Source organism: Microtetraspora malaysiensis (assembly GCF_050947145.1).
GTDB lineage: Bacteria > Actinomycetota > Actinomycetes > Streptosporangiales > Streptosporangiaceae > Microtetraspora_A > Microtetraspora_A malaysiensis.
In genome coordinates this window covers 1,825,399-1,851,065 of the sequence record NZ_CP191998.1, presented here as the reverse complement: position 1 = coordinate 1,851,065, position 25,667 = coordinate 1,825,399, and the positions used below count along the sequence as shown (strand labels likewise).

The window sequence follows — 25,667 nt, the reverse complement described above, 5'->3', positions numbered from 1 at the left end:
CGAGGTCCAATTGTCAGGGGTGTCCACGCCGAAGGGGGAACCTCACCTGTGGCGCCTGTCGGAGCAGGATCTGGCTGGCGGCGTTGGCGACGATTGCTTGGCCGAGGTCGGAGCCGAGCAGGTCGGCGGCGTCCTGGGTGATGACGGCGAGTCCGGCCCAGTGCTTGCGTGCTGCTTTGGCCATACGGAACAGGAATCGGGCGCCCTCGGCTTCGCGCATGAGCAGCCATGCCTCGTCGACGACGACAAGGCGTCTGCGCCGGTCGCGGGGGTTGGCGACCCTGCGCCAGATGGCGTCCAGCGCGAGGAGCGTGCCGACCGCTTTCAGCTCCTCGGGCAGGTCGCGCAGCGAGAACACGATCAGGTGACCGGAGGGGTGGGTGGTGGTCGGCCCGTCGAACAGTCCCCGGTAGGAGCCGGTCACGTACGGCGCGAGCCTGCTCGCGAGCTCCTCGCCCTGCAGGTTCGCGACAAGGTCGGTGAGAAGCGGCGCGGGTCGATGCCAGGTACGGCTGTCGCGGGTGATTCCTGCCTTGGCGTAGGTGGTCAGGATCGCGGAGTCGAGCACTGCGCGGGCTTGCGCGTCGAGGGGTTCACCGAGCATCGTCGCGATCAGGGTTTGCAGGAACAGTGCGCGTCGGGCGAGAACGTCGTCCTCTGGTCCGTGGCTTGCCGGAAGGTCGAGGGGGTTCCAGCGCACGCCGCTCGCGCCGAGGCGAAGGTGTGTCCCGCCGACCGCGTAGGCGAGGCGCGCGTACTCGTCCTCCGGGTCGACGACCGCGACCTCGACGCCGTGGTAGAGCAGCCGGAGGATCTCCAGCTTGGTGAAGAAGCTCTTGCCGGCTCCGCTGCGGGCGAGGACGACGGAGTTGTGGTTGTCCTGGGCGAAGCGGTCCCACAGCACTACCCCGGAGCTGCTGGCGTTCACGCCGTACAGCACGGCCGTGTCGCTGGCAGTGCCCGCCAGGTCGGGTGAGGTGAACGGGAAGGCGGCGGCGAGCGCGGTGGTGTCGAAGCTGCGGCGCAGCCGGATCGCGTCGGTGGCCAGTGGCAGCGTCGTCACCCAGCCCTGCAGGGTGCGGAAGGTCGTCGGCTGTGCCTCCAGTAGGAGGGATGCGGCGAGTGTACGGGCGCGTTCGACTTCGACCTCCAGTTCGTCCTCGTCAACCGCGTGGACGGTGAGGTAGAGGCCGAGCCGGAAAAGGCGACCGTGTCCGCGTGCGAGGCTGGCGGCCAGATCGGTGGCGTCATCGGCGGCGGCTTCGGCTTCGAAGTCCTGCAGACGGCCGTGTTCGGCGTCGGCGCGGCTGGTGGATTCCAGGCGGGCGAGCTGGCGGCGCAGCCGCATCGCGGCCACTGCCTTCGGGATCGGCTCGATGTGCAGCGAGACGTCCAGCCGTCCGGGATAGGTCACCAGCGGCTCCAGCCACCCTGCCCCGACCTCGCGTGGGTACCCGGTCACGGCGAACGACGCGGTAACCCCGTGAGGCAGGACGAGGCTACGGGCACCGATCCGGAGCGCGCCCGGCTGGGTGAATGTGCCGTGCCGAAGTGTCATCGTTCCTCCCTGCCGGTGATGGGCTCCGCGAAGGTTTCTCTGACGAGGTCGCCGCCGGGGTCGAGGCACTCGGCCAGCACGTGGTGTGCGGCTTCGGCGTCGAGCACGTGCGCGGTGAGGCCGAGCGCGGCCAGCAATCGTCCGGCCTCGGCGGCCCGGCGGAGCACCACGGCCGCCCCCGCATCTCGTACGGCTCTGCGTCGCCCCGTCGTGGGCGAGTTGTCGCGGATGACGATGAGCACCTGCCGAGTCAGCAGGTCCCGTGAGGCGTTGAGCTGTGCCAGAAAGGCGGCGTGTTCGCGCGCGGCCTCCTCCAGCGCCGGATGCGGCAACGTCGCGGCGTGCCGTTCGACGGCGTCGATCTGGCCGCCGAGGTCGATGCGGCGGGCGCGGACGAGGATCTGCACCGGGGCGTCGAGGCTGTTGAGCCATCGCCCGAACCCACCGACCAGCGCCGCCTGCTCGTCCGCCGTACGCAGGTGGAAGGAGAGCGTGGATGCCTCGACCAGTACGGCGACGCCGTCGGTCAGCTCCAGCACTCCGTCGGTGCGGACGGCACGGACCGGCAACTTCAACGGTTGGGGCAGGCGTCCGCGCACCCGGCACCAGCGCGGCGGCGCGGCAACTCCTTCAGGGGCGGCGACCAGTTCCTTGGCTGAGCGCCAATGGAGGAGCGCGGCGAGGCCGTACCGGTCCAGGGTGAGCCCATCGCGGCGGCCGAGCGCGACCGCGATGCCGACCGCAACGAGGGGCAGCAGCATGGCGGCGAGTACGACAATCGGCAGAAGCTTCCCCGCCGTCCAGTAGATGGCAGCGGCGATGCCACCGGTGAGGATCAGGATCAGGAGTTGCCGTGCGGTGAGCCCGGAGACGACCTTGTCGGGCCGGTCCACGTCGGCGGGAATCCGGGCGATCAGGGGTTCGCTATCGGTCATCGCCTACCTCCCTTGCGGTCGGGCGGGAGTTCCAGACGGAGCCGGAGTTGGACCGGGCGTGGACGGCGGGTTGGCATACCGGGCAGCCGGTCCTGCACCCATGGCGGCTTGGGCCGGACCCAGGTCGTGGGCCGTGGACGCGGCGCGGGCGGGGCCTGCGGCCGGGGGACGCGCTGGACCGGGAACGGTAGGGCGAGCTGTGTCCCCTGCTTGCCCCTGTTCACGGGGAGCGGGATCGGCAGGGCGAGCTGCTGCCCTCTGGATGAGGAAGCCGGGGCCAGACTGCGGTTGGCCGGAGCCGCACCGGGGCTCGGCGTGGGTTGCGTCGTGACCCCTGAGCCGCTGGGACCTGGACCGGCGGCCAGTGCGAGACCCGGCCTGGTTTGTCCGCCCATGTGGCTCACGCTCGTGCTGGACTTCCGAGCCGATCCCAGCGTGGCGGCGGCTCCGGCACCTCGCGAGCCGCGGAACAGGCCACCGACGACGCCGAGCGACTTGTACAGCAGGAACGTGCGGACCAGGCGCATCACCAGGCGGGGCTGTGCCTGCTGCCAGATAGTGCGGGCCACCCAGCCGGGGATCCGGATCAGCACGTACAGCAGGCCGATCAGGATCAACACGTCGGCGGCCTGCGCGACCGGCGAGTCGCCACTGGTGAGAACGGTCTCGTGGGAGTGGGCCTCGGGCTGGGTGAGCTGCACCTTGAACGCCAGGATGAGCACCAGCGCCTGGAGGACCTGGATCGCCAGCACCCCGAAGAAGCAGCGCCACCACAGCCGGGCAATGCCTTCGGTCTGCGGAAGCGCGTGAAACAGCAATGCGAGCGGCGCGGCGATCATCAGGAACAGCAGCAGCGTGATCCGGATGACGGCGATGAACGCGAGAATCGTGCCCATCAGCACCGCCGTACCAGCCATGAGGACGAGATAGATCACCGCGCCCGTCGAGTTAGTGACCAGGGCGAGGACCTTGCCCGCCAGCAGATCGCCGGCGCGCTGCGGGTCGACTCCGTCGCCGAGCAGTCCTTCCACCAGCGCGTTGGCCAGCTCGATCGCTCGCTCACACACCAGCAGTGAGCCGTTGACGAGAATGGCCGCGACCACCAGGCGAGGGGCGACCTCCTTGACCGTGGTAGAGGTCTGCACGCTGCCGTACGACATGACGATCAGCCCACCCGCGAGCACGAACAGCACCAGCAGCGCGTTCGCAACCAGGGCGACGTGACCGGCCAACTCCTGAACGCGAGCGAGCATCGACGGCGGAGGCGACGACAGCAGGCTCTGCCCGACCAGCCGAAACGCCGGGTTGACCGCGTCCCGCACCAGGCTGGTGAACCAGCCGTTGACCGCCTCGTTCACCTTGCAGCCCACATCCAGCCACCCACAGCCTGTGGACGGGGTTGCCCGACCGACCTGCGGTGACGGCGTGGGACGAGGAGATGCGGCGGCGACCGGCGATGTCGCAAGAACCAGCAGGCCAGCGGTGAGCACCGCCAGGAGGACGCAGACGCTGAGCGCGAGCCGCGGATCTCCGCCTCGGGCCGCAGGGGAACGACGACGAAGCATCGCTACGCCCCCACGATCCCTTTGAGGATGTTGACCAGAAGCGGCGCCAGGACGGCGATGCCGTACCCGAAGGCGGCGTACCGGAGCGTCTTCTTGGCGGCCTCGACCTCACCGGGGTCGCCTCCGGCAAGCATGTAGCGGACGCCCCCGATAGTCAGGAACAGCGTGGCCAGCCCGACGAGCAGGCCGACGATGACGTTGCGCAGGTTGTCGATCACCTGGTTCAGCGAGGACGGGGCGGCGAGCAGACCCGCGGCCCAGGCCGGCGACGTGCACAGCACGATTGCGACGGCGATCAGCGCGAAGGTCCAGCAGCGGGTCCAGGTGATGCCCATCCGGCGGTGTCCCGAGCGCGATGGCGTGGGCATGAAAGCCTCCTCGATGACAGCGGGGCGCTGGTGCCAGAGGTCCGCACTCGACCGGCGGGGCCGCCGGGTTTCCTCCTTCGCGGGATGCGGGTGGCGGGTGCGGCTGGGGACCGGTGGACCGCCCTGGCCTTCGCCGGCCGGTGCGGACCTCTGACACTTGGGAAATACGCCGGTCAGGAGGCCGGATCGGACATCGAGTCGTGAATCTTGGTGCTTACTCGGCCGTCGAGGATCGCGTCCCGCAGGCGGGCTTCGGCGCGGCTCCTGCGCTTGCGCAGCGCGTCGTAGCCGAGGCCGAGCATCTCCGCCACGTCGGTCAGGTTCACGTCTTCGAGGCGGGTGGTTCCGATCAGTTGGGCCTCGAACCTCGTGATGATCCCCTGCTCGACGGCGTCGGCGAGCAGCAGATCGGGGTGGCCGTTGGGCGGTGCCGACATCGGTCGCAGGATCGTGTCCGGCGAAACCGGAACCACGTCGGTCCGGCGCGCTCGCTGGCCCGCCTTTCGTGCGATACGGCAGAGCCGGAGCATGATGCGGGGCCGGTCCAGGTCGATGTCCTCAAGGGCGTGGACGAAGCCGATGACGACCTCGGCGGTGATGTCCGCCCTGTCAGTTGCCGAGGATGCGCGGGACAGGGTGGAGATCACGTGCCGCAGGCCGGGCATGGCCACGCCGACGCAGCCGATCGTCCAGGCGTCGCCGTATGTCCTGGCCTGGGTGATGAGCTCACGCCAGGCCGCGTCGCGGGTGGTGCGGTCGGCCGAGGGGTGCAGCAGGATCGCTCGGAGTTCGGTGAGCGGGATGAGCCGGGCGGGCAGACCGTTCCCGATCGCCTTGCCGTCGATGGCGAGCGGAGCTGGGCCCTCGCAGAGCTGCCTGAGAGTCCGCTCGACGGTGTCGAGCAGGCTCGGGTCCCAGGTGATCGTTCGCGCGGTGGTCGGGTGCGCTTCTGGCCGGTCGTACGAGATTCGTGGCATGTGAACCCCCGTTGACGTGCCCGAATGGATCAGGACACGTTCAGCCACTCATCTGGTTTGGGAAGAATTCGGAGCCAGTTTGGGACCACCGCTTCCAGGACGGCACCCGAAAGCTGTCCCGGATGTGTACCGAATCGCGCTGACCTGCGAGAACAACTCTCGAATACTCAAATCGGGAGAAATTGAACGCCGCCCCAAAACCCGCTTTGACCTGCGGAGATGCCACCCTCCAGACGGCTGATCAAAGAACAGACAAAGATCCGAACTGGAGCCTTGCGCTCACGTGCGCCGCTCTTCAAGTGGACTCTTCACCAGGGACGGCAGCCCTTGAGGGTCAGTCGGGAACGCCCCGGGGTACCGCCGTCTATCGCCAGGTACGTTCGGCAGCGACCACCCGGGCGGCTTCGGCGTCAGTGGCGTCGCGGACCGTCAGAAGATCGTCCTCTTCGCCGATGACCGTGACGATCGCGGAGACCAGAGCCCGGCCGTCGGCGGCCTCCCGCTTGATGATCTGTCGATCGGGGGTGAGGATGCTGTTTCCGCCCTCCGAGTCCGCCTGCCACTGCTGCACCCGACCACTTAAGTTGAAGAGGCGGAGGAGCCGGGGCGCTGGGCAGCCTGCAATTTTGGCGTTGCCCTTGCCCTGCCCGAGCAGCTCATCGTCGCGAGGCTAGCCGCTCGCCTCACCGATCTCGACGGTGCGCCAGCCCTGTTCCCGGCCCTGCTGGGCCATTCTGTGACCAGGATGTGTTCGGCGAGGTCACCTGAGCGTGGGGCCATCACCGTTGTCATCTCCGGTGAAGGAGGTCGTTTTGCGGCGGCGGTAATGACCGTGAATTCCGTCGTAGTTCTGGCGCCAGAACCTGATCTTCTGCTCGTAGGAAGGCTTCGGAGTGAGTCCGTACAGATCGGCGGCGAGGTTGAAGAATCCCGGGCCTGGATCGGGGGAGCCCTTGTAGAGGACCAACGCCGAGATCATCCAGCCGGTCTCGGGCCGGTTTCTCTTCACGATCTCGCCGAGGAGGTAACCGATCGCGGCACGCTCGTCGATTCGTTCGAAGTCGAACCCTGGCAGCCCGGTGTGCTCTACCAAGGCCGCGTTCAGATCGGAATACGTGGTCGTTCCGCCCTCGCGTGCTATTTCGATCAGGAACTCGAGCCCCGCATCGATGAGCAGATCCCAGGTTTCATCGTCACGCCCATACGCCGACATCCCACCGCCTCCGCTTCGAGGGTAACCCGCGAATTTCCCGCTCGCCGGGAAACTCGGGTTTAGCCGGCGCAAGATCGACACGATCCGGCCCAGCCATCTGATTTAGTCCTGGAGTGGCTCGCCAGGAGTCGTCAGTTCCTGCCTGTGAATCGCGAAGGTGGGCGCCCCTTCAGGGTTGAGCTCCCACCCCCTCGTCCTGCGGAGACAGTCCGAGGTCGTCCAGACTGAAGCTCCCATAATCCACCTTGACCGATTCCTCGACCTTCCGAAGCAACTCAGCCATCGACCGTCCTTCCAACAAGACTCACGGGAGGACCGACGTTAGCCTCGATCTTTCGTGATCTTCGTTTGGTCGGTTAAGCGGTCCGTCTGGGGCTAAATTTCTGGCCTTGGTCAGCGCGGCTGCCCGGCTGTCGCGCCGGGTGGGCGGGGTTCCAAGGCCCGCTGGGTTTCCTTTCTCGCTCGTCGGGGCGCTTTGTGCTGGTCAGGTGGGTGCTGGCAGGGCGTGCAGCCGGTCGAGGGCGGCGGTGACAATATGCGTCGCCCAGGGCCATCGTTGGGCGATGCGTAGCCGTAGCCTGCGGCCGCCGCGGACGATTCGGCCGGCGACGGCGAACAGGCGCAGTCGCAGGCGTTTGGGTTCGTAGCGGCGGGCGGGGGTGCCGTGCAGGGCGAGCATCTGCATCCATGCCTGCAGTACGCAGGCCAGAGCGACGCTCTCCACCCAGATCTGGTTTTGGTCGAAGTCGTGCAGGGGGCAGGTTGGCCAGACCGGTGTCCTTGGCGCAGTGGATCCGGTCTTCGCAGCGGGCCCGACGGCGGTAGCGAAGCTCCAGGTCGGCAAGTTGACCGGTGCGGGCGTTGGTGACGAAGCAGGTGAAGCGGTGCCCGTCGATGTCGGTGAAGCGCAACTGCGCGCCTGGATGCGGGCGTTCCTTGCGGACGATGACCCGCATGCCTTTCGGCCAGGAGGAAAGGTCGAGCATGCCGGACAGTTCGGCGACCCACGCGCCGGGCCGGACCTGGCCGTGGTCGTCGTAGGCGGGCGTCCACGCGGCGGCGGGCAGCGCGAGGATCGCGGTTTGAATGTCCTCGGTGAGGGTGAACCCGATCGAGTAGGCGAGCCGGCGTCCCGGCCCACTCAGCCAGGACAGGAACTCGCGGGTGCCGCCGCCGGAGTCCGTGCGGATCAGTACCTGACGGCGGCGGTGCTTGGGCAGTTGGGCGAGCGCGAGACGGGTGGCGTCTATGTGGTCGGCCGCGGTGTTGGACCCGGCGTTGCCTGGGCGGAGCATGATGGCCAGCGGCTCCCCGGCCCCGCCGGCGCCGTGGTCGGCGAAGATCGTTATTGGGTGGAAACCGTAGCTCTTTTTCCAGGTCGGCGCCGCGTGCTGTTTGTCGGAGTGGGCGATCACGATGGTCGCGTCGATGTCCACCGGGATCAGTTCACCGTCTGCGCTGGGCGCTGTGTCGTGCGCTAGCTAGGACGATGTGCCTTGCACCGCTGTGACACGGTATGACCCGGTCCCATAGTCGGCGTACCGGTAGCTGCAGCGGCGTTGTGATCACCTGGAGTCCATCGCTGACCTGCATGGCCAACACCATGCCTTTGCTGTCTCAACCATCGACTGCCGGCGTCACTCGGGCCCTGGCTTCATACAGGCGGGTGCGGCCATTGGATCCACTGCCCAGCGCGGCCGCAACCGCGGGCGAGAGTATCGGCTTCCCATTGCGCTGACCATATGGTTAGTATCTTGACCATGCGATCAGCCGACGATGATTTGACCGCGCGGGCCCGGATCAGGAACGCGGCACTGGAGTTGTTCGGTGCCGAAGGAGCCAGCCGGGTAAGCCTTCGCGCGGTGGCCCAGCGCGCCGGCGTCTCGCACGCCCTGGTGCTGCATCACTTCGCCACCAAGGAAGGCCTGCGCCAGGCGTGCGACGACTACGTCATCTCGCTGGTGAAAGGTGCTCCAGACGCCGATCTGGGCGACACGGCCGGGCTGGCGGCGATGCTGGAGGCGGGCGTGGCGGTACGCCGCTACCTGGGACGGGCGTTCCTGGACGGCACTTCGGAGGCGGCGGCACTGTTCGATGAGATCGTCGCCTCCACCAGCCAGTGGCTAGAACAGGGCGTGCGCGAGGGCAGGGTGCAGCCCAGCGACGACCCGCCCGCGCGCGCCGCGATGTACGTGACGTGGCTACTGGCGCCGCTGGCGTTCGGTGAGCACCTGGCACGGTCATTGGGCACGGCGGACGTGCACGACATGCGGACGTTGCTGCGCTTCTCCCGCGCCGGCATCGAAATCTTCACCCGGGGTGTGTTCACCGACGAGCACGCCCTTGACGCGTGGGACGCCGTCCGCGACGAGCGCGGGCCACGATGAACGGTGTGCCTCGTCACATTCGTGGCGCCAGCGGTGACGCATGGCCGTACGCCGCTGATGCTGCAGCGCGCCGAAGCCGACGCGACTCGGGCCGAGCTTGTTCGTCCGCCGCCTGACCGGCCCTTGCCCATTGCTTCTCGAGGCGCATGTCGCCGTCACCCTCATCAGCCGTACTGCCGCACCGAAAAGGACACCTGCCATGAGCATTGCCGCCAGGATTCTGGCACGTAGGGCAAAACTGGCCCCGGCCGAGACCAAGAACGTGACTGTAGAGAAGGATCTGCGCGTTCCGATGGCGGACGGCGTCGTGCTGCTGGCCGATCACTACGTGCCCCGGGGTCTCGGCGATCGGCCGACCGTCCTGATCCGCTCCGTGTATACCGACAGGACCAAAGGCGGCATGCTGAGCCGCCTTGTCGCCGAACGCGGCTTCCACGTCGTAGTTGTCAGCGGCCGGGGTACCTGCGGGTCCGGAGGGAAGCTCACCCCGTTCGTCTCTGAGCGCGACGACGGCCTGGCCGTCCTCGCGTGGCTGCGCGAACAGCCGTGGTTCACCGGCGAACTGGGCACACTGGGCCAGAGCTACAACGGCTACACGCAGTGGGCCATCGCCGCCGAGGCCGGGCCGGAGCTGCGGGCCATGAGCACTTCGCTGATCGGGTCGAACGCCTACGACCTGCTCTACCCGGGCGGCGCGCTGGCCCTCGAACTCTGCCTGGGCTGGATCAGCATGGTCGCCAACCAGGAAAGGCCGGTACCCGCCTATCTGTCCGCCGTTGCGTTAGGCGGCAAGAAGCGGGCGCAGGCCGCTCATCGGCTCCCGCTGACCGAGGCCGACACCATCGCCATCGGCGCCGCGGCACCGCACTGGCGGAACTGGCTCGCGCACCCCGGTGCCGACGACCCGTGGTGGTCGCGCGGCGATCACAGCCGGGCGGTGCCGACGGTGACCGCCCCCAACCACCTGATCAGCGGCTGGGATGACATCGCGCTGCCCGGCCTGGTACGCGATTACCAGGCGCTGCGGAAGGCGGGACGCGAGCCGTACCTCACCATCGGGCCGTGGCAGCACTGGGACGCCGAGCTGTCGATGACCGCCCTGCGAGAGAGCCTCGCTTGGCTCCGCGCCCACCTGCTGAAAGACCAGCACGGGCTGCGCGAGGCACCGGTGCGGATCTACGTCAGGGGAGCTGAAGCGTGGCGTGACCTGCAGGTCTACCCACCCGCCGAGGCGCAGCCGCAGCGCCTCTACCTGCACGCGAATGGTGGTCTGGCCCGCGATCTACCGGCGGATTCCGCGCCCGACCGTTACCGTTTCGACCCCGCCGACCCGACCCCGGCCGTGGCCGGCATGTCCCGCATGATAGGCATCCGACGCAAGACCGGCGACATTGTGCTGCGTGCCCGTGACGACGTTTTGACCTACACCGGCAAGCCGTTGCCGACCGATCTGGAGGTCATCGGCATCCCCTCCGCCGAACTGTACGTGACCTCCAGCCTGGCACACACCGATTTCTACGTGCGCATCAGCGAGGTCTCGCCCGCCGGCAAGGTCACGCATGTGTCGGACGCGCTGCGCCGGTTCGCTGCCGACCAGTCGATCGACCGGATGGTCGAGATCGAACTGGCGCCCGTCGCCCACCGGTTCACGCGCGGCCACCGCATCCGGGTACAGATTGCGAGCGCGGCGTATCCTCGTTGGGACCGCAACCTCGGCACAGGTGAGCCGCCAGCTACCGCAAGCGCAATGCGCGCAGCCGACCAGCAGGTCCATCACGACACCAACCGCCCGTCCGCTGTCATACTGCCGGTCACTTGAAGGGCAGGGACTACCGCTAACAAGTACGGGTGTACCCCGTCTACCCCGTTGGACGGTGTGCGCATTGCGTAAAGTGCCGACATGGCGAAGTGTTTGAACTGCGGAACGAGATTCGATGTCTCAACTGTGCGAGACGAGTACGAGGAGTACGTCGGAGACGGCGACTATGACGGAGAACTCTGTGCCGAGTGCGCCATACCGGACTTGGAATCAAACCTGAACCTCGGTCACGCAATCATGATGATGAACGGCGACGAAGACTACGACGAAGACCATGTCGAGAAATGGCTGTGAGTGACTGGCCGCGACGCTCACGCCGTTCAAGGACTACCCGCGTCGACTCACGTCGGCGCGGTGCGCTTCAAGGCGGTCGAGTGCTTCAAGCGCGGTCATGTCGCCAGCGCGCTCCCGAACTTCGCTACGGCGTAGGACCGCGACCGCGTGCGGTGCTGGGCGCGGTGCTGGCCCTTTACGACAGGCGCTAGCCTCGATCTTTCGTGATCTTTCGGTGGTCGGCTGAAGGGTTCGGCTGGGGGTTGATTTCGCGGTCGTGGTCAGCCTTTTGCCCCGGCTGTCGCGCCGGTTGGGCGGGGTTCCACGGGCCCGTGGGTTCCTTTCCTGGTCGTAGGGACGGTTTGGTGCTGGTCAGGTCGGCGCTGGCAGGGCGTGCAGTCGAGCCAGGGCGGTGATGATCTGCGCCGCCCTGGCCATCATGTGGCGATGCGCAGGCGGAGGCGTCGGCCGCCGCGGACCCTGTCGTCTGGCGACGGCGAACAGGCGCAGTCGTAGCCGTTTGGGTTCGTAGCGGCGGGAGGGTCCGTCGAGGGCGAGCATCTGCATCCAGGCCAGGAGTTCGCAGGCCAGTGCGACGATCTCCACCCAGATCTGGTTCTGGGTGAAGTCGTACAGCGGCAGGTTGGCCAGGCCGGTGTCCTTGGCGCAGAGGATGCGGTCCTCGCAACGCGCTCGCCGCCGGTGGCGTAACTCCAGATCGGCGTCGGGTGTTGGTAACGAAGCAGGTGAAGCGGTGCCCGTCGATGTCGGTGAAGCGCAACTGCGCGCCCGGGTGGGGGCGTTCCTTGCGGACGATGAGGCGCATCCCCTTCGGCCCCGGTCAGCTCGGCCACCCACGCGCCGGGCCGGACCTGACCGTGGTCGTCGTAGGCCGGCGTCCACGCGGCGGCGGGCAGGGCCAGGATCGCGGCACCGATGTCCTCGGTGAGGGTGAACCCGATCGAGTGGGCAAGCCGGCGTCCCGGCCCACTCAGCCAGGACAGGAACTCGCGGGTGCCGCCGCCGGAGTCCGTGCGGATCAGCACCTGACGCCTGCGCTGTTTGGGCAGTTGGGCCAGCGCGAGCGCCGTGGCGTCGATGTGGTCGGCCGCGGTGTTGGACCCGGTGTTTCCAGGCCGGAGCACAAGGGCAAGCGGCTCTCCGGCCCCGCCCGCGCCATGGTCGGCGAAGACGGTCATGAGGTGGAAGCCGTAGCTCTTTTCCAGGTCGACGTCGCGTGCTGTTTGTCGGAGTGGGCGATGACGGTGGTCGCGTCGATGTCGAGGGGGATTAGCTCGCCGTCGGCGCCGGGCGCTGTGTCTCGCGCGAGCGTCCAGGCCCGCTCACGCGCGGTGGCGCGTGCGGTGCGGATCGCCTTCAACGCCTGAGCCGGGTCGGCGGCCATCCGATCGATCAGCCGGGAGACCGTCGGGTCGGAGGCAACGTGGCCGAACAGGTCGGGCTGGGAGCGCAGCATCGCAACATCGGCCAGGCAGCCCCCACCGAGAGCGAGGCTGATGGCCAGATCAGCGATGACCTTGCCGGGATCTTGGACGGCGCGAGCAGAGCGCCATCGCTCCAGCTGTGCTGACAGCGCCCGGTCCAGGCCGGTGACGCGCAGCGTCTCCAGGAGTAGCAGACCGCCCGACTGGGAGATGAGGCCGTTGCCGTCGGCGGAGGCAACAATCTTGGAACGGGAGACGATAGTCTGCACGCGAAAAGTGCCTTCTGATCTGGCGCGGATTGGACCTTCGACAAGCCCCATCCTCCCAGCTCAAAGACACTTTTCTCATGTAAACGATCAACTCCGGCGAAATTCGGCGCGAAAGCCCGAGGTTAGAGGCCGCCGCCGACATTTCGATCTTCACCGCCACGCCTTGATGCCCTCAACTCGAAGATGTTCGCGACCAGGTGTCCGATCTGGCGGGCGGCACGAGGTATTTCCAGGTGTAGCTGGGGATCGGTGACCGCCTCGGGTCACCACGCAATGACGAAACCTTCCACCTCGGGCCGGCAGCTCCTGCCGCTGTCGGTCTGGCTCTGCGCCGACGAGCAGCCCGAATGCGACCAGGCCACCACCGGGTGCCCGCGCCGTAACACGCTGGTCAGCATCGAGCTCGCCCGCCACCTCATCTCCGCGTGCAGCAAGCCCGGTGAGTTGATCGTCGAGACGCACCCGGTCAACGCGGCCACGCTCGCCTGCGCCGTACTGCAAGGGCGGAAGGCGATCGCCCTCGTTCCCAAGGTCGCGCACGCCCAGGCCATCCGCGCCCAGCTCCAGGAGATCTTCCCCGCCAAGGAGCTGACCGGCATATACCTGCGCCCGTCGTCCCCTCGGCAGATGGAATCCGCGCTGGCCAAGCAGGCCGGAACCGCCCGGCTGGTGATCTACGCGCCGCCGTGCCCTTCCGAAGGGCAGTGCCCCGCCTGTCCGGGCAGCGGAGGACCGGAGGATGAGCGGCTCGCACTGATGCGGGGCGCGTGGCAGGTTCTCGGCGACGGCGGGCACCTCGCCGTCGTCACCGCACCCCATCGAGAGGGCGAACGGCTCCGCGACCAGGCGCCTGTTCTGATCCGAGCCGCCCGCACCGCTGGGTTCGCCTACACCCAGCACGTCATCGCGTTGCGGGTTCCCGTCCGCGAAGGCGAGTTGGTCGTCCAGGCCGCTCCCGAGGGCCTCGGCTACCTCTACGACGTCCGCACTCCTGCGCCGCCCGTGACAGTCGGCGTACATGCCGACGTCCTGCTGTTCACGAAGGTCGCCAGCGACGGAGGTGCGCGATGACGCTGCCCTCGGTGTGGGCCACGGGCAATCTGACCTCCCGCACCCAGCGGACGGGCCGCTACCTGCCCGCGTCAATGGACCACCCGGCCAAGATGCTGCCCGCGGTCGCGTCCAAGGTCATCGCCGCCTACACCCAGCCCGGCGACCTGGTCCTCGACCCCATGTGCGGCATCGGCACCACCCTCGTGGAGGCAGTCCACCTCGGGCGGGAGGCGGTCGGCGTGGAGTACGAGGCCCGCTGGGCGAACCTCGCCGTCACAAACCTGCTGCACGCCCACCGCCAGGGTGCGACCAGCACCAGCCGCGTGATCGTCGGAGACTCTCGCCGCATCCGCGTCCTTCTCGGAGACCGCGCGGGTCGTGTGGCGCTGGTGCTGACCTCACCGCCGTACGGCTCCTCCACCCACGGGCACGTCCGCTCCACCCGGGACTCCGGCGAGCCGGGAATCAAGAAGTGGAACCACCGCTACAGCCACAACCCGGGCAACCTCGCCCACCGCGATCTCGTCACCCTGATGGAGGGATTCGGGGAGATCCTCACCGGCTGCCGGCATCTCCTGCGGCCCGGCGGGATCGTCGCGATCACCATCCGGCCGATCCGCGTACGCGGCGAGCTGATCGACCTGCCCGGCCAAGTGCTCGACGTCGCCGAGCACGCCGGGCTCGTTCTCATCGACCGGATCGCGGCCCTGCTGTGCGGGGTTCGCGATGACCGGATCGTGTCTCGTGCGTCGTTCTTCCAGCTCCAGGAGGCACGCCGGGCGCAGGCCCGCGGTGTCCCCGTCCACGCCATCGCCCACGAGGACCTGCTCGTCTTCACCACCCCGACCGGCGACACCGCGACGGATGGTGATGTGCGATGACCATCGCTCTCAGCGCGCCGATCAGGGGGAACCCCGCCGCTGGTGCCAGCGGATTTCCCCGGGTGGTCCAGCGGATTCCACTTGACGACCGGCATGGAGCCGAGCGTCGATCAACCACTCCGGCGGGGGCCGCCCGCGCCGCCGACTTTCGGGTGTCGGCATGAGGCACGGGATGTCCCTGACGGAGCTGGCCGAACTCCCGGCGGTGATCGACCTGGTCACCGCCGGGCGAGCCCTCGGACTGGGACGCACCAAGACCTATGAACTGGCCAAGACCGGCCAGTTCCCCTGCCGGATCATCCGCATCGGCAAGACCTACCTGGTGCCCACCGCCGATCTGCTCGCCCTGCTCGGCCTCCAGCAGAACGACGGATCGGACAGAAAGGCGGGTGCCGATGGCGACCGGTAAGACCTACAAGCAGTGCGGCTGCCGCGACGAAAACGGCAGACGACTGGGCCAGAAGTGCTCCAAGCTCCGCCGCACCGGCGGAGCTTGGAGCCGCGATCACGGCACCTGGTACTACCAGCTGGAACTGCCTCCCAAATCGGACGGCACCCGCCGTCAGCCGCTTCGGCGCGGCGGCTTCAGCGCCCAGGCAGCGGCGCAGGAGGAGATGGGTCACGCTCGGAGCCTGCTGGCCCTGGCCGACGTCGACGATCTGGACATCAGCGTCAAGATCGCCGATGCCATCCAGCGGACCGTCCGGGAACGCCGGGAACTCCCCGACGTCGAAGCCCTCCGCCGCCAGCTCCGATCCGGCCGGGATCTGACACGCCGCCTCACCGTCGGCCAATGGCTCACCGAGTGGCTATCCGGCAAGACCGGCCTGCGCAAGAACACCCGCCGAAGCTACGAAAGCCACATCCGGCTCTACCTCATCCCCCACATCGGCAGCATCCGCCTGGATCGGCTCCAAGCCGCCGACGTGGCCAGCGTGTTTGACGCGATCGACGAGCTGAACGACGCCATCGAGCGCGCCCGAACCAGCAACGACCCCGATGTCCAGGTGGCGGTGAAGGGCAAACGCCGTATCGGCCCCGCCTCCAAACAGCGGATCCGCGCGACGCTGCGGGCCGCGCTCAACACCGCGATCAAGCAGCGGCTCATCGACATCAACGTCGCCGCCCTCGTGGAACTCCCCTCCGGGAAACGCCCCAAGGCTCTGATCTGGACCCCCGAGCGCGTACGAGCGTGGCGTCTCGAGTACGCGCAGCAACTCTCCGCCGAGCACCAACGGCCGTACGGCAAGCGGCCCCTCGATGTCTACATCTCCACACCCCGCCCCTCGGCCGTCATGGTCTGGACGCCCGAGCAGACGGGAGCCTTTCTCGCGGTCGCGCGAGCTCATGAGCTGTACGCGCTGTACCACCTTGTCGCCCTCCGAGGGCTACGACGCGGCGAAGCATGCGGGCTTCACTGGAGCGACGTCGACCTCAAGGCCGGGGTCATCACCGTGCGATGGCAGATCACCCAGCTCGGCTGGACCACCGACCAAGGACAGCCGAAGTCCGAAGCAGGCGAACGCCACGTCGCCCTCGACAGCGAGACGATCAAAGTGCTCCGCACCCACCGCAAGAACCAGCGGCAACAACGCCTCGCCACGGGCGGGGACTGGACGGACAACGACTTCGTGTTCACGCAGGAGAACGGACAGCCGCTCCACCCGGCCCACGTAACCGACCAGTTCGAGCGGGTCGCTCACCAGGCCGACCTGCCACCCGTACGGCTCCACGATCTCCGCCACGGGGCGGCGACCCTCATCCTCGCCGCCGGGCACGATCTCAAGGTCGTCCAGGAGACCCTTGGCCTGTCCTCCATCACCATCGCCGCCGACACCTACACGTCGGTCCTCCCCGACCTCGCTCGCCAAGCCGCCGAAGACGCCGCCGCCCTCATCCCATTGAGAAGGTGATGCTGCCGGCCCTTCCCGGCCCATGAACACAATGCCGAATCTTCCGAACAAGCCACGCATACGTGTCTCGCCATCGTAGAGTAACGAAGATCTCTCCCCCCATCTCTGGAGATAACGGTGCAATCCAGCCCTCGCGAGAGTGTCATCCGTGACTTACTCAAAGAGAATCTTCATGTGATCGAGCCGGGACTCCGGCTAGTCAAGTCGGAGTTTCCTCTTGCCAACGCTCATGGAACACGTGGGTCTATCGATATTCTCGCCCGCGACCAGTACGGCATGTGGGTCGTAATCGAACTTAAGCGCTTGAACTCGACTGCCCGCCAGGCTGTACACGAAGTCGCCAAGTACACCGAGTTGCTTTGCCGAGAGAAGCAACTTCCGGCAGACCGGATCAGAGCGATCATCATAGCTCTTGATCCCCAGTGGAGTGAGCTTCTGACCCCTGTCAGCAACCTTGCTCGAGACTGGTCCTATGATCTCCGCGGTTACCAACTCACGATCGCACGAGACGGCACCCCTCTGAACGCCGAGCGAGTGAGCCTACTCGAGCATCCCTTCGGTCACGCCTTGACCCCAATCCAGTTCGTCTACTTTTTCAACTCCCCTGAAGATCGTGATCAAGGCTGGAAGAAAATCATCCGCTACGCCTCCGAGGCTCACGCACACGACATCGCCGGCGCAGATCTCCACTACATAGGACCTTCAGGGATCATTCGAGCTCCATATGCCCTCTACTGCGCGATCGGCCGAATCGATTCTCGTTTAGTTCCACCAGGAACCGATGTCGATGAGGCCGAGAACTGGGACGAAGAGGAGCCCGACGACCATCCATACCCCCTCGAATACGCGGCGTTGTGTCATATATGTGCCAACGTGTTCGCCGTCGGAACCGTTGAAGATGGGTCTCCGGACGAGTTCGTCAACTTGGTGAACCACCCCAACTGGGAGCTCGAAGGCCTGCGCGGCTCTGGGGCCTATACCCCATCAGAGTTGCTCGAGGAGCAGGACATCCTTAGGGCCTTGAAGGGCCAGGATGGCGGAGCGCAAGTCCTATTTGACGGGAGCGCGAACACCAAGATTGCAAGCCGGTGGGCGGCCTTCCGAGAGGCGGCTCTGAACAGCCTGGCGGGCAACACTGACTGGACGATGCTCGTTGGTGAATGGCTCGATAAAGTGGCGGATCTTCCTCAGCCCTACGACGTCGCCCTTCACGTCTACAACCCCTGCGATCTGCTTAGCACCATCGTCTTTGGCGCCCCCGGGAACCTTGCCGAACACGAGCCGATGGTGCTGGGATTCGCGGTCTCCCACACCGAGGGAGTCGAGCAGTTTCGCATCCAAGGTCAACTCCAATGGGGCGGGGCTCGTACCCCAAACCTTGAGCAGTGCGTCATGTCTGTATACCGGGATCCGATCATCTGGGGCATTGCCCGCAACCAGGGTGTCGTCTGGCAACACGACCAAGCACTTCTCGATCTTCTAGGACTTCGTTACGTGATCTACGAGATCGTCAGCGATTCGCCGCTAACCCGCAGGCCGGAAGATTTAAATAACACGACCCTCCTCATGCCAAGCGAGGCCGGCATGCGTCGCATCACGGGGGTTGAGGAGCTACGCGACTGGGGGTGGAAAGGCGCACTCAGCCTAGAGACCTTCTTAGAGGAGCATGCCCAACAGGTGGCAGCGCTGCTCAGGAAGTACCACGCAGAGCTCGCCATCCACATCACCTCCACCTGAATCTCTGTTCGCAGCCCTCGCCAAGACCGGCCTCGATCACGCGATACCTCAGGCTCGAGCGCGGAGGGTACTTTGCCCTTCAGCCTCAATCTTCTCGACAGCAAGCCCGCCCAGCGGCCGCAAATGATCATGCCGCGACCAGGATTTCGGCTGGCGAGCAAACGACGAGCAACCATCATGATCGCCAAGGGGCACGGGTCGCGGTTGAGTTGGTCACCAAATGAAGAAAGCCCAGGTCAGACACGCCGACCTGGGTTTCTTGCTGGTGCGCCGCCAGGGACTCGAACCCCGGACCCGCTGATTAAGAGTCAGCTGCTCTAACCAACTGAGCTAGCGGCGCCTGACACCCATAAGAGTAGCGAAGATTTGAGGTACTTCGTCCATGCGCATGAAGGCGCACGCGCCCCGAAAGCCCGGCCCTCGTCACGTACGCGGCGTCGATCAGGGGGCGGTCAGGGCCAGGTCACCCCCGCCGAGGGCGTGACCGGGGCGATGACGCCCAGCCGTTCGAGCAGTGTCACGAAGGTCGAGGCGTACGGCGAGGGCGCGGCGACGGCGACCACCCTGCCCCAGTCGACCTGCTCGCGCATCGCCCGGACCATGGGGAGCATCGCCCCGTAGTCGCAACTGTGCTCCGACATCGGCATGATCCACGAGATGACGAGGTCGGTCGCCTCCAGGACCTTCAGGTTGAGCGCGGCAACGTTGATCAGGTCGGCACGGGCGATCATCTCGTCGGTGACCGGCCGGTTGGCCAGCGAGAAGATGAGGTCCACCAGAACGCCGCTCTCGTCGTACGCCTTGACGAGCCAGTCCTCCGGCGGTTTGACCGTGCGGAACCCGAGATCCTCCAGGGTCTTGAGCGCGAGCCCGACGTCCTCCTCGACGAGCGCGAAGTCGACGTCGTGCAGCGAGGGAGCGGCCCCTCGCGCGTAGCCGGCGCAGCCGCCGGCCAGGGCGAAGCGCACCCCCGCGTCGCGCAGGCCCGCTCCCGCGCGCTTGAGCGTGTCCAGGATGGCGTCGGTGACGGCGTGCGTGTGACTGCCCACTTGGCTCGTCTGCCCCTCCGAATTCGACGCAAACAATCCGGGGAAGGCGGTTTCGATGGCAAACCGCAAGGAACGCCCCTCCGCGCCCCCTTTACAAAGTATGTCGGATTTGGCGGCCGCGGTCACCGGTCCGGCCCCGACGGCGGCGCGGTGTCATGGGCGTTGAGGCGGTAGACCGCGTACGCCATGCCGATCACCGGCACGGCGACGTTGCGCACCTGGATGCCGCCGGGAGTGAGCCCCTTCTCCGTACCGAGGTGCGCGTGACCGTGGATGATCAGATCGGCGCCCTCCTCGTCGGCCGCCTCGGCGAGCAGGTAACTCCCGAGGAACGGATAGATCTCCGTTGGCTCGCCCATGAGGGTGTCCTTGACGGGCGAGTAGTGGCTCAGCACGACCCGGTGGTCGCTGTCCAGGCCGCTCAGCGCGTTCCGCCAGCGGTCGGCGATGTGCCGGGTGTGCCGGACGAACGCCTTGGTCTCCGGCTCGCCGAACTCGCTCGCGCACTTGCCGGCGAACCCGCCGCCGAACCCCTTGCCGCCTACCACGCCCAGCGTCGCGCCGTTCATCGAGAGAATCGTCGCCTCGTCGTCGAGCACGATCACCCCGGCGTCCCGCAGGATCGCGGTGATCGCCTGCTCCGAGTCCGAGTGGTAGTCGTGGTTGCCGAGCACGGCGATCACGGGGATCGGCAGGTCGCGCAGCTCGTCGGCGACCACCCGGCCCTCGGCGACGGTCCCGTGCCTGGTCAGATCACCGCCCACCAGCAGGACGTCGGCCCGATCCTCGATGCCGTGGAGCTTGGGCCGCAAGCGCCCGCGCAGGTCCTCCCCCATGTGAATGTCCGCCACGGCAGCGACTCTCGTCTGTGTCACAGAGGCTCCTCCTCTCCCGGCTCACGGACCTCCACCAGCGTGATCTCGTTGTGCACGGAAAGGCCCGGAGCGGCTTCACGGGCGACGTCCTCGATCAGGAGACGGCGCTCCGGCGCGCTGACCCGGCCCCGGAGAAAGATCTTGTCTCCCCGCACGTCGACCCTGATCCCCAGCTCGACGGTCCGCTCGTCCTCCGCCAGCGCCCGCTGCACCCGGGCCGCGACATAGTGCGGCGCGTCCATGGACTCCCCCTCAGATCAGCCTCTCCAGCGCCTGCCCGCCCAATCAGGGATAAAACAGGTCGTCGCGCGGCTGGCCGAGGTCGGCCCCCTCCGCCTTCTCGGCACCGTCATGTCAGCGCCATCCCAGCAGGTCCCGGGCCTGTCCCACCGCCTCCTCCACGGTCACGTCGCCCACCCACGACACGCGGTGCTCGCACGGCTCGCCGTACGGGTCGGTCCCGTCGGCGCCGCAGACGGGGCAGGCGGTGGTCCACGAGATCAGCGGCCGGTGGTGGCTGCGGGAGAGCGGCCCCGCGTTGACGAGGTTCACGCACAGGAAGACGCCGACGGTGGGCGTGCCGGTGGCGGCGGCCAGGTGCCGCGGTCCCGTGTCGTTGGCGATCAGCAGGTCGCAGGCGGCGTAGAGCGCGGCGAGTCCGCCGATCGACAACTCGCCGACCACGGGCACGGCGGGGCCGCGCATCGCGCGCACGACCCGCTCCACGATCTCGCGTTCCGGCTCGGTACCGGTCACGACGACGGGACGGCCGAGCCGGTCGGCCACGGCGGCGAAGCGCTCGGGAGGCCATCGGCGGCGCGCGTCGTTCGCGCCGGGATGGACGGCGACCACGCCGCGCGGCAGCGAGCCGACCACTCTGCTCAGCTCGGCCCAGTCGGCCCGGGTGACCACCACCCGGGGCTCCAGGGAGCAGCCGCTGTGCGCGCCGACCAGCCGGGCCACCTCCAGAAAGCGCAGCGTCTCGTGCTGGTAGGGGACGTACGGCACCCAGCGGTCGAGCGGCGCGGCGTCCGGCGTACGCAGCCCCGCGGTAACGCGGGCGCCGAGCCGCCGCAGGAACGGATTGGAGTTGCGGCCTCCGCCGTGCATCTGGAGCGCGAGGTCGAAGCGTCCGCGCAGCGCGTCGTAGAGGCGGCCGATCCGCGGTGTTTCCGTACCGGCCGCCTGGTCGGCCGGTACGGAAACACCGCGAATCGGCGGCAGCGCGACGACGTCGTCCACCGGTCCCGGTCTGCCGCGCAGGAAACGGGCATGCCACTCGCGGGCGAGCAGCGTCAGCCGCGCCGCCGGATAGGCCCGCTTCACCGCCTCCAGGGCGGGCAGCGCGAGCAGGAAGTCACCGAGAGCGTTGGCCCGGAGCACGGCGATCTGTTCGACGCCTTCGACGAGGAGATTCCTCATGGCGCCACGCGATCGCGGGACCCGACACCGGCCGCGCTTGTTACCGGTAGAGGCTGGGACACCTGGGCACGGCTACCCGGAGCGCGTACCGGCAAACCCGCTACAACGACGCGATAGTCGACCGGATCCGAGGGTAGGTGGGCCGCATGTCCGAGGAACCCCGTAGCTATCCGCAGGAACCCCGCGTCACGCCCGAACAGGAGTCCGAGAAGGGGATCGCTCGCGTGCCCGCGACGCCACGTGACGTCATCCACATCCTGCTCGGCGCTCTCCTCCTGGCGGTGTGCTTCGGCGTCGCCCTCACCGGCGCGCTGACCCGGGTGTGGTGGGTGCTCGCCGCGGCGGGCGTCGTCGCCGCCATCGTGATCGCCGACATCTTCTTCGCCCTGCGCCGCCAGCGCCGGCTCGGCGTGGGCCCGCGGTCGAGAGGGTGACCGACCGTGCCCGGCGTCGGGCACGGCCGGGCGGGAGCCCGGGCGGAGCGCTCCGTTCGGGCTCCCGGCCGGCACGCTCAGCGTCCCCGCGCCCGCGCGGTCACGCGGCGGTTGGCCTTCTGGATCGCGTCGACCAGCTCATCCTTGGACATCTCGGACCGGCCCCTGACCTCCAGGCGGGCGGCGGTCTCGTAGAGGTGGTGCTTGGAAGCGGAGGCGTTCACTCCCTCGGCGGTCTTGCCACGCTTGGGCCTGCTCTTGCGCGCCTGCGCGTCCGACGGCCCCCGCTTCTCCTTCTTCTCCCAGTGGTCACCCACCTTCTCAAAGGAGTGCTTCAGCGCGGAGTACGCGGTCCGGTGCGCCCGCTCCCCCTCGCCGTACGTCTCGACGGCGGAGTCATGGGCCTTGATCCACGTCTTCTGCGCCTCCTTGGGCGAGCGCTCCAGGGTGGACGGGAGTTCCTCGCGGCCTGGCATCCGTGCGGCTCTCCTTTCTCGAACTCTCGCGGATCGCCTTCTTACGAATCAGCCCTATCCGCCCGACGGCTCCCAAACATCGGCCGCGAGGCGGAGGGAGGATCCCCGTGACGGACATCCCGATCGTCGTGGCCGGCCTCATGGGAGCCGGGAAGACCACGGTCGCCCGGCTGATGGCCGACGCGCTCGACCGGCCGCTGCGCGACAACGACGAGGAGCTGCTGGAGCGGTACGGCACGACGGCGGCGGACATCGCGACCGATCTCGGGGCGGCGGAGCTACACGCCCGTGAGGCGTCCCTGCTGCGGGAGGCGCTCGCCGGGGACCCGTTCGTGGTGATCGCGGCGGCGGCGAGCGCCGTCGAGGACCCGGCGTCGAGACGGGCGCTGGGCCGGGCCTTCGTGGTGTTCCTGGACGCTCCGCCCGCGGTCCTCGCGGAGCGGACGCTCTCGGGGACGCACCGGCCGCGTTTCGCCCCCGATACGGCGGAGATGCTGGCCAAGCAGCGGGAGCGGCGGCTGGCCTACTTCAGCGAGGTGGCCGACCTGACCGCGGACAGCTCGCGGCAGGCGCCGGAGGAGATCGCGGCGCGGGCGCTGGCCCGGTTCGCGAACGCGAAGCGATCCGGCCGAGCCGGACACTCCGAGTAGTCCGGATAGTCCGCGTCCCGTCGGGCGCCGCCGACGACGAACCACACCGTCTTGCCGTGGCGGCCCGGCCGTACGCCCCACTCGTCGGTGAGCGCGCCGACGATGAGCAGCCCCCGGCCGTCGGTCGCGCCGGGGCCGGAAAGCCGGGCCCGGGGCACGCCCTCCCCCGGATCGAAGATCTCGCCGCGGATCCCGGCGCCGTCGCCGGCCAGGCGGAGGGTGAACGCGGCCCCGCCGTGCCTTACGACGTTGGCGGCCAGCTCTCCGACGACGAGCACGCAGTCGTCGACCAGCGCCTCCGCGCCCCACGATGGGAGCTCTCGGCGGACGAGCGCGCGGGCGGCGGCCACGCCGGCGCCCGTCGCGGGCAGTAGGAACTCCGCCGCGCGCGTCGACGCCTCCGGCGGCTCCTTCGCGAAGGGAAGAACCACTTGCGCCTCCTTAGTTGTGGGAGCGCTCCCACAATCACGATACGGCGGCCTCCCCGCGCCGTGAATCGACAACCACGTGATCGCCGCGGGTCGATCACCACACGAAAGGCAGGGAATGCCGCGCCGGATCGGGCACATCAGCTGTTTCCGCTGATCGGAGCGTCGAGAACGCCGACCGTTGACGCGGCGAACACCGAACCACCGCCTCTCGATGACGGCGTCGCCGCCTGAATTTAGCTGAAACGTCGCGACCTAATTTGCGCCGGTGACGAGGCGCCCGTCCACGATGAGGCCGCACCCCACCTCGGCGCCCAGCGTGACCAGCGCGAACGGCGACGCCCTCCCCGAACCAGTACTCGGCCACGGTCGGCGCCCTGACCCCGTTCTCCAGCGTGACGTCGAGGCCGATGGCGTCGGCGAGAAGCGCTTCGGGCACCGGCTCGACGTCCCCGGAAACAGAGGCTCCGGGGCGGCGGGTGCGGGCGTCGCCAACCTTACTCGGACGTAAATGCATAAACCCGAATTGAGGGGAAGTAGCGGACATAGAATGGAAGGTGTTCGTCTCATCCCCGGAGGGGGTGCGCAACATGTCGCACATGTCGCACAGCAGCACGGACATCGGGCAGCATCCTGACATCATGCAGATGCGTGCCCGGTACGAGGCAGCCGCCGCGAATCCCACGGCCCAGCTGACGGACGGGCTCACGCTGCTCGCCGGGATATACCTGGCGCTGTCGCCGTGGATCGTCGGCTTCAGGACCCACCCCAACATCACGGTCAACAACCTGATCACGGGGATCCTGGTCGCGCTCCTGGCGCTGGGCTACAGCTCGGCCTACGGCCGGACCTATGGCCTGGCCTGGGTCGCCCCCGTCATCGGGGTGTGGACGATCATCGCTCCGTGGGTGATCAGCGGCCCGAACAACACTCTCGGAATCATCATCAGCAACGTGGTGGTGGGTGCGATCATCCTGCTGCTGGGGCTCGCGAACATGTCGACCGGCATGACCGCCGCCAAGCGGCACACGCCGCGGTTCGGCGCTGAGACCCACACCACCACCCACCCGCGCTGACAGATCAGGCCGCCAAGGGCGCTCACCCGTACGGCCCCACCCGGAAAATCCATCGGTCGTCCGACGACCGCCGGCCGGGAACGCGGGCACGGGGAGCGCCCCGGCGCCGGGACAGCGGTGAGATCCGGCGGGCCGGCGGGTAGGTCGTGTCGCATGACCACCACCGACCCGCTGCGGGATCTCGACCCGTTCGACATCTTCGACGCCGAGGCCGCCCGGCTGGACCGCTTCTTCTCCTCGCTCGACGACGAGGGATGGCGCAGACCGTCCCGGTGCGCGGGGTGGTCCGTACGGGACGTCCTCGGCCATCTCGCCGGGGAGGAACTGTACAACCACGCCTGCCTGGACGGGGACCTCGACGGGCTCTTCGCGATGCTGGAACGCGAAGGTGTCGGCGGGGGCTACAACGGCTTCAACGAGTGGACTGTGGAGCAGCGCCGTGACCGGCCGGTCGCGGACGTGCTGGCGGAGTGGCGCGGCAAGAACGCCGAGACGCGCGAGCGGATGCGAGTGCTCGGCCGCGACGCGACGCTGACCACGGGCGCGGGGCCGTACCCCGTGGGCCTGCAGACCTTCCACTACAACTCCGAGTACGCCACACACGGCGACGACGTGCACGCCCCGGTCTCCGACGAGGAGGCCGGGGCGCGCACACTGTGGCGGGTCCGGTTCGGGCTCTTCGTGCTCGACGAGCAGGGGTCCGGGGCACGGGCCGAGCTCTCCGACGGCCACGTGGACGTCCGGGTGGGCGACGCCGCCGCGCGCCTGCCGTACGCGGAGTTCGTCGACGCGACGGTCGGCCGGTTGCCCGCCGGGCATCCGCTGGACCCCGAGATCGTCTCCGCTCTGCGCTGCCTCGCGTAG

24 protein-coding genes, 1 tRNA gene and 3 pseudogenes are annotated in these 25,667 nt (G+C 68.1%); 12 read left to right on the top strand and 16 right to left on the bottom strand.

Annotated features, from left to right (window positions below):
• Window positions 1-13 precede the first annotated feature (13 nt).
• The 8 genes and pseudogenes from ACQP1V_RS09080 to ACQP1V_RS09045 all read right to left on the bottom strand — a co-directional run.
• The gene (locus tag ACQP1V_RS09080; protein WP_433420827.1) at window positions 14-1,558 is read right to left on the bottom strand and encodes a VirB4 family type IV secretion system protein; all 1,545 of its coding nucleotides are present in this window, start codon (window positions 1,556-1,558) and stop codon (window positions 14-16) included.
• Entirely contained in the window at window positions 1,555-2,493 is a 939-nt protein-coding gene (locus ACQP1V_RS09075) for a PrgI family protein (RefSeq protein WP_433420824.1), read from the bottom strand. The genes ACQP1V_RS09080 and ACQP1V_RS09075 overlap by 4 nt, the downstream gene beginning before the upstream one ends.
• A complete protein-coding gene (locus ACQP1V_RS09070; RefSeq protein WP_433420822.1) occupies window positions 2,490-3,863 on the bottom strand; it encodes a hypothetical protein in 1,374 nt (457 codons plus the stop codon). The genes ACQP1V_RS09075 and ACQP1V_RS09070 overlap by 4 nt, the downstream gene beginning before the upstream one ends.
• 197 nt (window positions 3,864-4,060) lie before the next feature.
• Window positions 4,061-4,426, bottom strand: a complete 366-nt coding sequence (locus ACQP1V_RS09065) for a pilin (protein ID WP_433420819.1) — start codon at window positions 4,424-4,426, stop codon at window positions 4,061-4,063.
• 173 nt (window positions 4,427-4,599) lie between these two features.
• Complete coding sequence (locus ACQP1V_RS09060) at window positions 4,600-5,403, bottom strand: hypothetical protein (RefSeq protein WP_433420817.1); 804 nt, start codon at window positions 5,401-5,403, stop codon at window positions 4,600-4,602.
• Window positions 5,404-5,767: 364 nt separating this feature from the next.
• Window positions 5,768-5,974: a hypothetical protein gene (locus ACQP1V_RS09055; protein ID WP_433420814.1), complete on the bottom strand. Its 207-nt coding sequence runs from the start codon at window positions 5,972-5,974 to the stop codon at window positions 5,768-5,770.
• 189 nt (window positions 5,975-6,163) lie between these two features.
• The gene (locus ACQP1V_RS09050) at window positions 6,164-6,616 is read right to left on the bottom strand and encodes a hypothetical protein (RefSeq protein WP_433420811.1); all 453 of its coding nucleotides are present in this window, start codon (window positions 6,614-6,616) and stop codon (window positions 6,164-6,166) included.
• A gap of 484 nt (window positions 6,617-7,100) precedes the next feature.
• Window positions 7,101-8,094 (bottom strand): annotated as a pseudogene (locus ACQP1V_RS09045) (IS1380 family transposase); the annotation flags it as partial.
• A 282-nt stretch (window positions 8,095-8,376) separates the two neighbouring features.
• On the opposite strand from ACQP1V_RS09045, the gene ACQP1V_RS09040 reads away from it, so the two are divergent.
• The 3 genes from ACQP1V_RS09040 (at window position 8,377) to ACQP1V_RS09030 (ending at window position 11,116) form a co-directional block, all read left to right on the top strand.
• Window positions 8,377-9,003 carry a TetR/AcrR family transcriptional regulator gene (locus ACQP1V_RS09040; protein ID WP_433425788.1) on the top strand — a complete coding sequence of 209 codons (627 nt, stop codon included), beginning with the start codon at window positions 8,377-8,379 and terminating at the stop codon, window positions 9,001-9,003.
• A gap of 199 nt (window positions 9,004-9,202) precedes the next feature.
• Window positions 9,203-10,822 carry a CocE/NonD family hydrolase gene (locus tag ACQP1V_RS09035; protein ID WP_433420808.1) on the top strand — a complete coding sequence of 540 codons (1,620 nt, stop codon included), beginning with the start codon at window positions 9,203-9,205 and terminating at the stop codon, window positions 10,820-10,822.
• An 81-nt stretch (window positions 10,823-10,903) separates the two neighbouring features.
• On the top strand, window positions 10,904-11,116 hold the full coding sequence (locus tag ACQP1V_RS09030) for a hypothetical protein (RefSeq protein ID WP_433420805.1): 213 nt from the start codon (window positions 10,904-10,906) through the stop codon (window positions 11,114-11,116).
• 351 nt (window positions 11,117-11,467) lie between these two features.
• Here the strand turns inward: ACQP1V_RS09030 and ACQP1V_RS09025 are convergent.
• Window positions 11,468-12,860: pseudogene (locus tag ACQP1V_RS09025) on the bottom strand (IS1380 family transposase).
• Between the two features lie 222 nt (window positions 12,861-13,082).
• Between ACQP1V_RS09025 and ACQP1V_RS09020 the strand changes: the two are divergent.
• The 5 genes from ACQP1V_RS09020 (at window position 13,083) to ACQP1V_RS09000 (ending at window position 18,393) form a co-directional block, all read left to right on the top strand.
• A complete protein-coding gene (locus ACQP1V_RS09020) occupies window positions 13,083-13,880 on the top strand; it encodes a hypothetical protein (RefSeq protein ID WP_433420803.1) in 798 nt (265 codons plus the stop codon).
• The gene (locus ACQP1V_RS09015) at window positions 13,877-14,743 is read left to right on the top strand and encodes a TRM11 family SAM-dependent methyltransferase (protein ID WP_433420800.1); all 867 of its coding nucleotides are present in this window, start codon (window positions 13,877-13,879) and stop codon (window positions 14,741-14,743) included. Before ACQP1V_RS09020 ends, ACQP1V_RS09015 begins: the two co-directional genes overlap by 4 nt.
• A 172-nt stretch (window positions 14,744-14,915) precedes the next feature.
• On the top strand, window positions 14,916-15,152 hold the full coding sequence (locus tag ACQP1V_RS09010; RefSeq protein WP_433420797.1) for a DNA-binding protein: 237 nt from the start codon (window positions 14,916-14,918) through the stop codon (window positions 15,150-15,152).
• On the top strand, window positions 15,139-16,656 hold the full coding sequence (locus tag ACQP1V_RS09005; RefSeq protein WP_433420794.1) for a tyrosine-type recombinase/integrase: 1,518 nt from the start codon (window positions 15,139-15,141) through the stop codon (window positions 16,654-16,656). Before ACQP1V_RS09010 ends, ACQP1V_RS09005 begins: the two co-directional genes overlap by 14 nt.
• Before the next feature lie 117 nt (window positions 16,657-16,773).
• Window positions 16,774-18,393, top strand: a complete 1,620-nt coding sequence (locus ACQP1V_RS09000) for an endonuclease NucS domain-containing protein (protein ID WP_433420791.1) — start codon at window positions 16,774-16,776, stop codon at window positions 18,391-18,393.
• A gap of 263 nt (window positions 18,394-18,656) precedes the next feature.
• Here ACQP1V_RS09000 and ACQP1V_RS08995 read toward each other — a convergent pair.
• The 5 genes from ACQP1V_RS08995 to ACQP1V_RS08975 all read right to left on the bottom strand — a co-directional run bounded on the left by ACQP1V_RS08995 (window position 18,657) and on the right by ACQP1V_RS08975 (window position 21,739).
• Window positions 18,657-18,733 (bottom strand) — tRNA-Lys (locus ACQP1V_RS08995).
• 112 nt (window positions 18,734-18,845) lie between these two features.
• Window positions 18,846-19,442, bottom strand: a complete 597-nt coding sequence (locus ACQP1V_RS08990) for a nucleotidyltransferase family protein (protein WP_433420788.1) — start codon at window positions 19,440-19,442, stop codon at window positions 18,846-18,848.
• Between the two features lie 122 nt (window positions 19,443-19,564).
• Window positions 19,565-20,317, bottom strand: a complete 753-nt coding sequence (locus ACQP1V_RS08985; RefSeq protein ID WP_084259609.1) for a metallophosphoesterase family protein — start codon at window positions 20,315-20,317, stop codon at window positions 19,565-19,567.
• Window positions 20,314-20,559: a BON domain-containing protein gene (locus tag ACQP1V_RS08980; protein ID WP_066947049.1), complete on the bottom strand. Its 246-nt coding sequence runs from the start codon at window positions 20,557-20,559 to the stop codon at window positions 20,314-20,316. Before ACQP1V_RS08980 ends, ACQP1V_RS08985 begins: the two co-directional genes overlap by 4 nt.
• 112 nt (window positions 20,560-20,671) lie before the next feature.
• Window positions 20,672-21,739 carry a glycosyltransferase family 9 protein gene (locus ACQP1V_RS08975; RefSeq protein ID WP_433420785.1) on the bottom strand — a complete coding sequence of 356 codons (1,068 nt, stop codon included), beginning with the start codon at window positions 21,737-21,739 and terminating at the stop codon, window positions 20,672-20,674.
• Between the two features lie 146 nt (window positions 21,740-21,885).
• On the opposite strand from ACQP1V_RS08975, the gene ACQP1V_RS08970 reads away from it, so the two are divergent.
• Window positions 21,886-22,173 (top strand): hypothetical protein, encoded by a 288-nt coding sequence (locus tag ACQP1V_RS08970; RefSeq protein WP_387412869.1) that lies wholly within the window; start codon window positions 21,886-21,888, stop codon window positions 22,171-22,173.
• Window positions 22,174-22,250: 77 nt separating this feature from the next.
• Here the strand turns inward: ACQP1V_RS08970 and ACQP1V_RS08965 are convergent, their stop codons facing one another.
• Window positions 22,251-22,649, bottom strand: a complete 399-nt coding sequence (locus tag ACQP1V_RS08965; protein WP_433420782.1) for a ChaB family protein — start codon at window positions 22,647-22,649, stop codon at window positions 22,251-22,253.
• Window positions 22,650-22,756: 107 nt separating this feature from the next.
• Between ACQP1V_RS08965 and ACQP1V_RS08960 the strand changes: the two genes are divergently transcribed.
• Entirely contained in the window at window positions 22,757-23,299 is a 543-nt protein-coding gene (locus tag ACQP1V_RS08960) for a shikimate kinase (RefSeq protein ID WP_433420780.1), read from the top strand.
• 47 nt (window positions 23,300-23,346) lie between these two features.
• Here the strand turns inward: ACQP1V_RS08960 and ACQP1V_RS08955 are convergent.
• Window positions 23,347-23,868: pseudogene (locus ACQP1V_RS08955) on the bottom strand (ATP-binding protein); the annotation flags it as partial.
• Window positions 23,869-24,326: 458 nt separating this feature from the next.
• Here ACQP1V_RS08955 and ACQP1V_RS08950 point away from each other — a divergent pair.
• Both ACQP1V_RS08950 and ACQP1V_RS08945 read left to right on the top strand, forming a co-directional pair.
• Window positions 24,327-24,803, top strand: coding sequence for an SPW repeat protein (locus ACQP1V_RS08950; protein WP_387412862.1), 477 nt, complete (start codon window positions 24,327-24,329; stop codon window positions 24,801-24,803).
• A 153-nt stretch (window positions 24,804-24,956) separates the two neighbouring features.
• On the top strand, window positions 24,957-25,667 hold the full coding sequence (locus ACQP1V_RS08945) for a maleylpyruvate isomerase family mycothiol-dependent enzyme (RefSeq protein WP_433420777.1): 711 nt from the start codon (window positions 24,957-24,959) through the stop codon (window positions 25,665-25,667).

Coding starts and splice junctions, on each gene's coding strand:
- ACQP1V_RS09030 (WP_433420805.1), top strand. CDS start 10,904: ATGGCGAAGTGTTTGAACTGCGGAACGAGATTCGATGTCTCAACTGTG.
- ACQP1V_RS08980 (WP_066947049.1), bottom strand. CDS start 20,559: ATGGACGCGCCGCACTATGTCGCGGCCCGGGTGCAGCGGGCGCTGGCG.
- ACQP1V_RS09060 (WP_433420817.1), bottom strand. CDS start 5,403: ATGCCACGAATCTCGTACGACCGGCCAGAAGCGCACCCGACCACCGCG.
- ACQP1V_RS09050 (WP_433420811.1), bottom strand. CDS start 6,616: ATGTCGGCGTATGGGCGTGACGATGAAACCTGGGATCTGCTCATCGAT.
- ACQP1V_RS09075 (WP_433420824.1), bottom strand. CDS start 2,493: ATGACCGATAGCGAACCCCTGATCGCCCGGATTCCCGCCGACGTGGAC.
- ACQP1V_RS09035 (WP_433420808.1), top strand. CDS start 9,203: ATGAGCATTGCCGCCAGGATTCTGGCACGTAGGGCAAAACTGGCCCCG.
- ACQP1V_RS08965 (WP_433420782.1), bottom strand. CDS start 22,649: ATGCCAGGCCGCGAGGAACTCCCGTCCACCCTGGAGCGCTCGCCCAAG.
- ACQP1V_RS09015 (WP_433420800.1), top strand. CDS start 13,877: ATGACGCTGCCCTCGGTGTGGGCCACGGGCAATCTGACCTCCCGCACC.
- ACQP1V_RS09020 (WP_433420803.1), top strand. CDS start 13,083: ATGACGAAACCTTCCACCTCGGGCCGGCAGCTCCTGCCGCTGTCGGTC.
- ACQP1V_RS09080 (WP_433420827.1), bottom strand. CDS start 1,558: ATGACACTTCGGCACGGCACATTCACCCAGCCGGGCGCGCTCCGGATC.
- ACQP1V_RS08970 (WP_387412869.1), top strand. CDS start 21,886: ATGTCCGAGGAACCCCGTAGCTATCCGCAGGAACCCCGCGTCACGCCC.
- ACQP1V_RS08945 (WP_433420777.1), top strand. CDS start 24,957: ATGACCACCACCGACCCGCTGCGGGATCTCGACCCGTTCGACATCTTC.
- ACQP1V_RS09005 (WP_433420794.1), top strand. CDS start 15,139: ATGGCGACCGGTAAGACCTACAAGCAGTGCGGCTGCCGCGACGAAAAC.
- ACQP1V_RS08950 (WP_387412862.1), top strand. CDS start 24,327: ATGTCGCACAGCAGCACGGACATCGGGCAGCATCCTGACATCATGCAG.
- ACQP1V_RS09040 (WP_433425788.1), top strand. CDS start 8,377: ATGCGATCAGCCGACGATGATTTGACCGCGCGGGCCCGGATCAGGAAC.
- ACQP1V_RS09010 (WP_433420797.1), top strand. CDS start 14,916: ATGTCCCTGACGGAGCTGGCCGAACTCCCGGCGGTGATCGACCTGGTC.
- ACQP1V_RS09065 (WP_433420819.1), bottom strand. CDS start 4,426: ATGCCCACGCCATCGCGCTCGGGACACCGCCGGATGGGCATCACCTGG.
- ACQP1V_RS08975 (WP_433420785.1), bottom strand. CDS start 21,739: ATGAGGAATCTCCTCGTCGAAGGCGTCGAACAGATCGCCGTGCTCCGG.